The organism is Polaromonas sp. (genome assembly GCF_018780625.1).
In the GTDB taxonomy this organism is placed as follows: Bacteria; Pseudomonadota; Gammaproteobacteria; order Burkholderiales; family Burkholderiaceae_C; genus Polaromonas.
Genome location: NZ_JADMJK010000229.1, coordinates 1 through 9,555, shown reverse-complemented (window position 1 = coordinate 9,555; position 9,555 = coordinate 1). Strand labels below are relative to the sequence as shown.

Below are 9,555 nucleotides of genomic sequence, written 5' to 3'. Positions count from 1 at the left end.
AGCGCAGCATTCATAATGCTGATGTCGGTGGTTCAAGTCCACCTATCACCACCAAATATTTCACAAGCCCCAGAGTCGATTCAAGCCTCTGGGGCTTTGTTGCTTCACAGCCTCTGGACACACACCATGAACCGCTGCACGCCCCGCTTTATTGCCACCCTCACGCTGCTGGCAGCCGTCTGCCTTGGCAGCGCACCCGTCAGCGCCCAGACCCCCGAATTCAAACCCGCCGTCAGGCAGTTTCCCGCTGCCGCCCTTCGCGGCGAGATGGTGGTGCGCACAGCGCCCATTATTTCGATGGACAGCAAGCCCGACAGGCTGTCGCCCGGCGCGCGCATTCGCGACGCCAACAACATGCTGGTCATGTCGGGTGCGCTGGTCGAGCAAACGCTGGTGGTGAATTACCTGCGCGAAAACACCGGCCTGGTGCACCAGGTCTGGATTCTCAACAGCGAAGAAATCCGGCAAAAGCGACCCAACACCCGGTCCTCCTGGTTCAGTTTTGGCAGCAGCACCGATGCCGAGGCCGCCCCCTCCGTCCAGACGCCCTGAAACACAAGCGAGCAGCCGCTGCCCGGCCGACCGCCATCGCGCTTTTCCTCAATAAAACAAGCCTCTAGCGCCCTATAGACGAGCGCAATTAGCTATTAATAAAGTAGCACATCATGTCCAAAAAAGTCTTCATCAAAACCTTCGGCTGCCAGATGAACGAGTACGACTCGGACAAGATGTCCGACGTGCTGCACGCGGCCGAAGGCTACGAGAACACGCCAAACATCGACGAGGCTGACCTGATTTTGTTCAACACCTGCTCGGTGCGCGAAAAGGCGCAGGAAAAGGTCTTCAGCGACCTGGGCCGCGTCAAGCATTTGAAGGAAAAAGGCGTGCTGATCGGTGTGGGCGGCTGCGTCGCCAGCCAGGAAGGCGCGGCCATCATCCAGCGCGCGCCCTATGTCGATGTGGTGTTTGGCCCGCAAACCCTGCACCGCCTGCCGCAGTTGCTGGCCAGCCGCGCCCGTCTCGGCAAGCCGCAGGTGGACATCAGCTTTCCGGAAATTGAAAAATTCGACCACCTGCCGCCGGCCCGCGTCGAAGGCGCGAGCGCCTTCGTCAGCATCATGGAGGGCTGCTCCAAATACTGCAGCTACTGCGTCGTGCCCTACACGCGCGGCGAGGAAGTCTCGCGGCCTTTTGAAGACGTGCTGGTTGAGGTCGCCGGCCTGGCCGACCAGGGCGTCAAGGAGGTCACGCTGCTGGGCCAGAACGTCAATGCCTACCGCGGCCCCATGGGCGGCACGGCGGAAATTGCCGACTTTGCGACGCTGCTTGAATACGTGTCCGAGATTCCCGGCATTGAGCGCATCCGCTACGTGACCAGCCACCCGAACGAATTCACCCAGCGCCTGATCGACGCGTACGCGACGCTGCCCAAGCTGGTCAACCATTTGCACCTGCCGGTGCAGCACGGCTCGGACCGCATCCTGATGGCGATGAAGCGCGGCTACACCGCGATGGAATACAAGAGCACGATCAGGAAGCTGCGCGCCATCCGGCCCGACCTGGCGATGAGCAGCGACTTCATCGTCGGCTTTCCGGGCGAGACCGAGGACGATTTCCAGAAGATGATGAAGCTGGTCAACGACGTCGGCTACGACACTTCTTTCAGCTTCATCTTCAGCCCGCGCCCCGGCACGCCCGCCGCCAACCTGGCGGACGACACGCCGCACGAGGTCAAGCTGAGGCGCCTGCAGCATCTGCAGTCCGTGCTGGACGACAGCGTGCGGGCCATCAGCGCCAGCCGCCTGGGTTCGGTGCAGCGCATCCTGGTCGAAGGCGCGGCGCGCAAGGACCCGACCGAATTGATGGGCCGCACCGAATGCAACCGGGTGGTCGTCATCAAGGGCCAGCCGCGCCTGGTCGGCCAGATGGTTGATGTGCTGATTACCGAAACCAGCCAGCGCTCCTTGCGCGGCGAAGTCCTGACGCAGGACGACACGATTGCGGCCTGAGCCCGCCGCCCTGCCTTCAGACGCCAGACCCATGCTGCAACGGTTTTCGTTCCGGCAACTGCTGGTCATTGCCTTCCTGCTGATTGCCGCCCTGCTGGGCGCCGCGTCGCTTCGGGCCCTGTTCACGCTGGAAGACCTGACGCTGCAAAGCCGTGACAACGCAGCCCGCGCCCTTGAACTGAGCGGCGCAGCGCAGTCGCTCCGGGAGCGCAGCCTCGCCATGGAGCGCAGCGCGCGCCAGTCGGTTGTGCTCAATGACCGCGTCCTGCGGCAGCGCTTCAAGGACGATGCCCATGAAGCCACCAAACTGCTCACGACGCTGGCCCGGGAAAACATCCCTGCCGCCAGGGCAAAGCCGTGGCGCGCGCACCTGCAAGCCATGAGCGACCTGCTGAGCGGCCCGCCCGAGACCGCGCCGGACCGGGAGCGCGCGCTGGCGCAGGAGTTTCGCGAACTGGAAGGCATCCATGCCGCCATCGCGGTGCAGGTGCAGCAAGCCATACTGCAGCGCAACAGGGCATTGGACGGCAAGCTTGAAACCAGCCGCCAGCACCTGGCGCAGCAGGTCACAGCAGCCATCGTGCTGGCGGTGGCCATGGCGCTGGCCTTCGGCATCTGGTTTACGCGGCCCCTGAAACGCCTGGAAAATGCGATTGTCGGCCTGGGTGAAAACCGGCTCGACCAGGCGATTGCGATCAAGGGACCGGCCGACCTGGCGCTGGTCGGGCAGCGGCTCAACTGGCTGCGACTGCGGCTGGCCGAGCTGGACGCCGACAAGTCGCGCTTTCTGCGCCACATCTCGCATGAACTCAAAACTCCGCTGGCGTCGCTGCGCGAAGGCGTGTCGCTGCTGGAAGACGGCGTGGCCGGCCCCTTGAGCGCCGACCAGCGCGAAATTGCGCAAATCCTCAGACACAACACCGGCGTGCTGCAAGGCCAGATTGAAGACCTGCTGCGCTTTAACACCGCCGCCTTTGAGGCGCGCCAGCTGCACCGCCAAACGGTTGACCTGCTGCAGCTCATGGAAGAACAGGTCGACGCACAGCGGCTGCAGTGGCGGGCAAAAGAGCTGTCGGTCAGCGTCGTCGGCGAGCCGCTGCGGATGGAAGTGGACCCGGAAAAAATCGGCACCGCGCTGGCCAACCTGCTGTCCAACGCCATCCGCTACTCGCCGCTCAAGGGGCTGATACGGCTGGAGCTGAGCCGGTTGCCTGGCCTGGCACGCATCGACATTCACGACCAGGGCAGCGGCGTGGCGACGGCGGACCGCGACCGGATTTTCGAGCCCTTTTACCGGGGCGAACGCCAGCCCGCCGACGGCGTGCGCGGCAGCGGCATCGGGCTGTCCATCGTGCATGAATACATTGCCGCGCATGGCGGGCGCATCGTGCTGCTACCGGACCAACCAGGTGCACACTTCAGGATAGAGCTTCCCCATGTTTATAAAAACTGAATTTTTCTTGCGACGTACCGTCCGATGCCTGCTGGCGTCTGGGGCCCTGGTCGTGCTGGCCGCCTGCAGCAGCCCCGCAAGCCATGGCGCCGACGTCAACGCGCACGAGGCAGCGGCGCCCATTGCACCCATTGCACCCGACGCCGGGCCAGGCATGCTGGCCTATGCGGACCGGGTACGACTGATGCCGCCTGCAGCGCTGGGCGCGGAGGTGGCGCGCCTGGGCGAGGCGATGACCCCTGCTGCGCAGCTTCAGCTGGCGCTCGCGCTGGGCCAGTTGCGCCAGCTGCCAGAACTGATTCGCGCCCAGGAACTGCTGGCCCGGGTGCTCGGCAATCCCGAGGCGCAGCCCCTGCATGCGCTGGCCCGCCTGCTGGCCGCGCGTTATGGCGAGCAGCGCCGGCTCGAAGAACAACTTGAAAAGCAAACCCAGCAAGTGCGCGAACTGCAGCGCAAGCTGGACCAGAGCAACGAACGGCTGGAGGCGCTCAAGGCGATTGAGCGCAGCCTGACCAGCCGCCCTGCTGCGCCGCTGCCGCCGGCACGGCGCGTCAGGCCCGGACCATGACCGCCTCCGTTTCGCCAGCCCATCTGCTGGTCGTGGATGACGATGCCGACATGCTGCGCCTGCTCACCATGCGGCTCACGGCGGCGGGCTACCGCGTCACGGCGGTCACCTCGGCCGAAGCCGCGCTGACCCAGCTCCAGCTGGAGCGGCCGCAACTGGTGCTGAGCGATGTGCAGTTGCCTGGCAAGGATGGCCTGGCGCTGTTTGACGACATTCGGGCGCAACACCCTTCGCTGCCGGTTATTTTGCTGACGGCGCACGGCACCATTCCCGACGCCGTCGAGGCGACCGAACGCGGGGTATTCACCTATTTGACCAAGCCCTTTGACGGCAAAGGCTTGCTGGAGAAGATTGCGCAGGCGCTGCAACTGAGCGCGCCCGTCCATTCGGCCCAGCGGGGCAGCCCGGAGGCCTGGCAAACGCACATCATCAGCCGCTCCAGCCGCATGGCCGAAACGCTGGCCGAAGCGCGCATGGTGGCGCACTCGGACGCCAGCGTGCTGCTGCGCGGCGAAAGCGGCACGGGCAAGGAACTGCTGGCCCAGGCGATTCACCGGGCCAGCGCCCGCGCCAGCAAGCCCTTTATTGCGGTGAACTGCGGCGCCATTCCCGAGGCACTGCTCGAATCCGAACTGTTCGGCCATGTCAAGGGCGCCTTCACCGACGCGGTGAGCAGCCACAAAGGTCTGTTTCAGGCGGCCGACGGCGGCACGCTGCTGCTCGACGAGATCGGGGACATGCCGCCCGCGCTGCAGGTCAAGCTGCTGCGCGTGCTGCAGGAGCACGAAGTCCGGCCGGTGGGCGCCAGCCAGTCGATTCCGGTGGATGTGCGCATCCTCTCGGCCACGCACCGCGACCTGGAAGCGGCCATGGAAGCGGGCGAATTCCGGGCCGACCTTTATTACCGTCTCAATGTCGTGACCTTGACGCTGCCCCCGCTGTCGGAACGCCGCGAGGACATTCCCCTGCTGGCCAATCATTTCCTGGTCACGCTGGCCGCCAAGTACAACAAGCGCCTGAGCGGCTTTGCGCCGGAAGCGCTCAAGGCCTTGACCACCGCCGCCTGGCCGGGCAATGTGCGACAACTCTACAACGTGGTGGAGCAGGTCTGCGCGCTGTCGACCACGCCGCTGGTGCCGCTGGCGCTGGTGCAGCGCGCCCTGCGCTCGCCCAGCGTGCAGGTGCTGACCTTTACCGAGGCCAAACAGCGTTTTGAGCGCGACTACCTGGTCGGACTGCTCAAGCTGACCGACGGCAACGTGGCTGACGCAGCCCGGCTGGCCGACCGCAACCGCACCGAGTTTTACCGCCTGATGCAAAAGCACGGCCTCACGCCCGGCCACTTCAAGGCCGACGGCACCATCCCCTCGACCGACTGAGTCGCTTTTTGGCGACAAGCCAAGCCCTTGATTTAAAAAGATTTTTTAAACGAGACAAGAATGTTGTCGCTGGCTGGCGACAAAAAGCCGGCTTTTTCCCCATTCCTCGGCCACTTCTGCCGTGAAAATTTTTACAGGACTTCCAAGCTGTTGATTTAAAAAGGTTTTTTCAAGCTGGCACAGGGTTTGCCCTAGTGATGGCATGCAAGCCTTTTTTCATGTTTCCCAACGCCTCGGCGGAGTCGCCCCGCGCGCGCGTTTCGCCGCCCTGGCCTGTGCCGGCGCACTGGCACTGAGCGCCCCCCTGGCCCACGCCTGGAGCCTGGAGGATGTCGCCACCCTCGCCAGCCAGCGCGCCAAAACCCCCTTCAAGCAAGCCTCGCACGCCGTACCGGCCGAGCTGGCCACCCTGGACTACGACGCCTACCGCGACATACGCTTCAAACCGGACAGCACGCTGTGGCGCGCCGACAAGCTCCCCTTCGAGGCGAATTTCTTCCACGTTGGCCGCCAGGGCGACTCGGTCCGGGTGCATGAGATCACCTCGGCCGGCGCCAGGCGCGTGCCCTATGACCCGGCGCAATTCAACTTTGGCAAGAACAAGCTGTCGCCAAAAAACTGGGGCGACCTGGGCTACGGCGGTGTGCGCGCTTTCAGCCACCTCAACTCGCCGACCTACAAGGACGAGCTGATCGTTTTCTCGGGCGCCAGCTATTTCCGGGCGCTGGGTTCCGGCCAGTTGTACGGGCTGTCGGCGCGTGGCCTGGCGGTGGACACGGCCGGTCCGGCCAAGGAAGAGTTCCCGCGCTTCACCGACTTCTGGCTGGAAAAGCCAGGCGCCGAGGGCGGCCCGCTGACCATCTTTGCCTTGATGGATTCGGAGCGCATGACGGGTGCTTACCGCTTTAGCGTCAAGCCGGGCGAGCAGACCGTCACCGACGTGCAGGCCCGCATCTTCATGCGGCCGACCGACAAGCCGGTGACCACACTGGGCCTGGCACCGCTGACCAGCATGTTTTTCTTTGGCGAAAACCAGCCCCGGCCTGGCGACTTCCGGCCTGAAGTGCATGACTCGGACGGCCTGATGATCGCCACCGATGACGGCAAAGGGGGGGGCGAATGGCTCTGGCGTCCGCTGCAAAACCCGGCCTCGCCGCTGGTCACCTCGTTCAAGATGAAGAGCCTCAAGGGCTTTGGCCTGATGCAGCGCGACCGGGCTTTTTCGAACTACGAAGACACCGAAGCGCGCTATGAAAAGCGGCCCAGCGCCTGGGTCACGCCGATCAAGGGCTTTGGCGCCGGCCGCGTCGAGCTGCTGCAGTTCGCCACGCCTGACGAAACCCACGACAACGTGGCCGCTTACTGGGTGCCTGAAAAACTGCCGCCCCCCGGCCAATCAATCGACCTGGCCTACCAGATCGCCTGGCAGGGCAAGAACCAGCAGTTGCCGCCCAACGGCTGGGTCACGCAGTCGCGCCGCGGCACCGGCTACAGCAAGCTCGGCGCCGATGCGCTGGGCCAGCAGATCCAGTTTGTCATTGACTTTGCCGGCCCGGCCCTGGACGCCCTGCCGGAAGGCGCCAAGGTCGAAGCCATCACCACCGCTGGCGCCAACGCCCGCGTGCTCGAAAGCCTGGCTTATCGCAATCCGGCCACCGGCGCCTGGCGCATGACCTTGCGGCTCGAGCGCCTCAAGACCGCCGAGCCGGCCCAGCCAATTGAACTGCGCGCCTTTCTCCAACACAACAACCAAACCCTGAGCGAAACATGGACCAACCTGATCACCAACTGAATCGGCGCAGCCTGCTGCGCGAAGAACGTCATCCCAATGCGGTCACCGCACCGCCGGTGCATCGCGGCTCCATGGCGCCGCGTCCGTGGCGCGGTTTCTGGAACAGCCTGGGCACGGCCGCGCTGCTGCCGCTGCTCAAGCTGACCGGCTCGGCCATGCGCCAGCGCGTGCCTGCCGAAGCACAGGAGCCCTGGCAGCACGCCGCAAAGCGCCGCCGTACCGTGTTCATGCTGCTGACCCTCGTCAGCACCGTGCTGGCGACGTCGCTGTTTGCCGACATGCAGCCGATTTATGACAACGCCTTTCTGCAGTACGGCCAGCTGGCTTTATTTGCCCTGTTATCGGCCTGGGTGGTCACCGGTTTCATGACCGCCATGATGGGCTTTTACGTCACCCTGTTCGGCGACGCCCACACCCTGTCAGCCAGGAAGGTCCAGCACCACCCGCTGGACACGGCCACGCGCACCGCCATCATCATGCCCATCTGCAATGAAGATGTGCGCACCGTTTTCGCCGGCCTGCGCGCCACCTGCGAGTCGGTGGCCCTGAGCGGCCATGTGCAGGCTTTCGACGTGTTCGTGCTGTCCGACAGCAACGACCCGGCGATCGTCAAGGCCGAGCGCGCCGCCTGGGAAGACCTGCGCAGCCAGCTGGCCAGCCAGCCGGACCAGCCGCAAATTGAAGTCTATTACCGGCGGCGCTTACGCCGCACCGACCGCAAGGCCGGCAACGTGGCCGACTTCTGCCGCCGCTGGGGCAAGGACTACCGCTACATGGTGGTGCTGGACGCCGACAGCGTGATGAGCGGCGACTGCCTGGTCTCCATGGTCAAGCTGATGGAAGCCAACCCGACCGCCGGCATCATCCAGACCGCCACCCAGGCCATTGGCCATGTGACGCTGCATGCGCGCGCGCAGCAGTTCGGCTCGCGCGTGACGGGCCGCCTGTTCACGCTGGGCATGCAGTTCTGGCAGATGGGCGAGTCCCACTACTGGGGCCACAACGCCATCATCCGCATAGCCCCCTTCATGCAGCACTGCGCGCTGGCGCGCATTGAAGGCACGGGCGGCATGGCCGGCAGCATCATGTCGCACGATTTTGTTGAAGCCGCCTTGATGCGCCGCGCCGGTTTCCATGTCTGGCTGGTGGCTGACCTCGTGGGCAGCTACGAGCAGCAGCCGCCCGATTTGCTGGCCGAGCTTCAGCGCGACCGCCGCTGGTGCCAGGGCAACCTGCAAAACTCGCGCCTGATCGCCGAGCCCGGCATTCATCCGGTGCATCGCTCGATGTTTGCCACCGGCGCCATGGCTTACCTGTCGGCGCCGCTGTGGCTGTGCTTCATGACGATGGGCACAGCGCTGTGGCTGTCGGGCTCCCCCATGGTGAGCAACTGGGACGTGCTGCCCGGCGAGTTGCTGTCGCTCTGGGCCTGGACGCTGAGCATGCTGTTTTTGCCGCGCATTCTGGGCCTGGCCGCCGTGCTGATCAATCGTCAGCAACAGGCTTATGGCGGCACCGCCAGCCTGCTGCGCAGCGCGCTGCTGGAAACCCTGATCGCCCTGCTGCAGGCGCCCATCCGCATGCTGGCGCACACCTTGTTTGTCGTGATTGCGATGACTGGCCTGAAGCTGGAATGGAAATCGCCCCCGCGCGAAGCGGCCGCCGTGCCATGGCGCCATGCGCTGGCACAACTCGCACCCATGAGCGGTGTGATCGTGCTGCTGGCCGCCGGCGTTGCAATCATCGACGCGAGCGCGCTGGTCTGGCTGCTGCCCGTCGGCTTGCCGCTGCTGCTGTCGATTCCGATGACGGTGCTGACCAGCAAGGTCGGCGTGGGCATGGCGATGCGGGCGCAGAACTACCTCTTGATTCCGGAGGAAACCCGGTCGCCGGCCGTGCTGCGCCGCGCCTGGTTGCATGCGAGCCAGTTGACAAAGCCGAGACTCAAAGCGGCCTGAACGGCAAGCAGCCCGGAAATACCTACGGGCGCAAGCAGCTATCTAAACGATAGCCTCTTGCGCCCGTATTGCTTGGGTTACAGCCTTTTTTCTTGAAAAATTGGCGTCAAAACTTCGGCATGCCCTTCATGCCGCCCATGCGTTTCATCATCTTCATCATGCCGCTGCCCTTCATCTTCTTCATCATGTCCTGCATTTGCTCAAACTCCTTGAGCAGGCGGTTGACTTCCTGAACGTGCACGCCTGAGCCGGCCGCGATGCGCCGTTTGCGGGTGGCCTTGATCAGTTCGGGCTTGCGGCGCTCCAGCGGCGTCATGCTCTGGATGATGCCTTCCTTGCGCTTGATGTCCTTTTCGGCCTTGTCCATGTCAATGGCTCCGGCCTTGGCCGCCATCT

7 protein-coding genes and 1 pseudogene are annotated in these 9,555 nt (G+C 64.5%); 7 read left to right on the top strand and 1 reads right to left on the bottom strand.

Annotated features, from left to right (window positions below):
- Positions 1 to 126 precede the first annotated feature (126 nt).
- The 7 genes from IV091_RS16465 (at position 127) to mdoH (ending at position 9,159) form a co-directional block, all read left to right on the top strand.
- Positions 127 to 552 (top strand): hypothetical protein, encoded by a 426-nt coding sequence (locus IV091_RS16465; RefSeq protein ID WP_293470339.1) that lies wholly within the window; start codon positions 127 to 129, stop codon positions 550 to 552.
- A 113-nt stretch (positions 553 to 665) separates the two neighbouring features.
- Positions 666 to 2,009 (top strand): tRNA (N6-isopentenyl adenosine(37)-C2)-methylthiotransferase MiaB, encoded by a 1,344-nt coding sequence (miaB, locus tag IV091_RS16460; RefSeq protein WP_293470338.1) that lies wholly within the window; start codon positions 666 to 668, stop codon positions 2,007 to 2,009.
- Positions 2,010 to 2,040: 31 nt separating this feature from the next.
- Complete coding sequence (locus IV091_RS16455; protein ID WP_293470337.1) at positions 2,041 to 3,462, top strand: ATP-binding protein; 1,422 nt, start codon at positions 2,041 to 2,043, stop codon at positions 3,460 to 3,462.
- Complete coding sequence (locus IV091_RS16450; protein WP_293470336.1) at positions 3,446 to 4,030, top strand: hypothetical protein; 585 nt, start codon at positions 3,446 to 3,448, stop codon at positions 4,028 to 4,030. Before IV091_RS16455 ends, IV091_RS16450 begins: the two co-directional genes overlap by 17 nt.
- Complete coding sequence (locus IV091_RS16445; protein ID WP_293470335.1) at positions 4,027 to 5,409, top strand: sigma 54-interacting transcriptional regulator; 1,383 nt, start codon at positions 4,027 to 4,029, stop codon at positions 5,407 to 5,409. The genes IV091_RS16450 and IV091_RS16445 overlap by 4 nt, the downstream gene beginning before the upstream one ends.
- Positions 5,410 to 5,611: 202 nt before the next feature.
- The gene (locus IV091_RS16440; protein ID WP_293470334.1) at positions 5,612 to 7,201 is read left to right on the top strand and encodes a glucan biosynthesis protein G; all 1,590 of its coding nucleotides are present in this window, start codon (positions 5,612 to 5,614) and stop codon (positions 7,199 to 7,201) included.
- On the top strand, positions 7,177 to 9,159 hold the full coding sequence (gene mdoH / locus IV091_RS16435) for a glucans biosynthesis glucosyltransferase MdoH (RefSeq protein WP_293470333.1): 1,983 nt from the start codon (positions 7,177 to 7,179) through the stop codon (positions 9,157 to 9,159). The genes IV091_RS16440 and mdoH overlap by 25 nt, the downstream gene beginning before the upstream one ends.
- A gap of 106 nt (positions 9,160 to 9,265) precedes the next feature.
- On the opposite strand, the pseudogene IV091_RS16430 reads toward mdoH, so the two are convergent.
- Positions 9,266 to 9,555, bottom strand: a pseudogene (locus IV091_RS16430) (signal recognition particle protein); the annotation flags it as partial.

Bases quoted from the DNA above. Each gene is read 5' to 3' on its own strand.
- IV091_RS16445 (WP_293470335.1), top strand. From the start codon at position 4,027: ATGACCGCCTCCGTTTCGCCAGCCCATCTGCTGGTCGTGGATGACGAT.
- IV091_RS16455 (WP_293470337.1), top strand. From the start codon at position 2,041: ATGCTGCAACGGTTTTCGTTCCGGCAACTGCTGGTCATTGCCTTCCTG.
- IV091_RS16465 (WP_293470339.1), top strand. From the start codon at position 127: ATGAACCGCTGCACGCCCCGCTTTATTGCCACCCTCACGCTGCTGGCA.
- miaB (WP_293470338.1), top strand. From the start codon at position 666: ATGTCCAAAAAAGTCTTCATCAAAACCTTCGGCTGCCAGATGAACGAG.
- mdoH (WP_293470333.1), top strand. From the start codon at position 7,177: ATGGACCAACCTGATCACCAACTGAATCGGCGCAGCCTGCTGCGCGAA.
- IV091_RS16450 (WP_293470336.1), top strand. From the start codon at position 3,446: ATGTTTATAAAAACTGAATTTTTCTTGCGACGTACCGTCCGATGCCTG.
- IV091_RS16440 (WP_293470334.1), top strand. From the start codon at position 5,612: ATGCAAGCCTTTTTTCATGTTTCCCAACGCCTCGGCGGAGTCGCCCCG.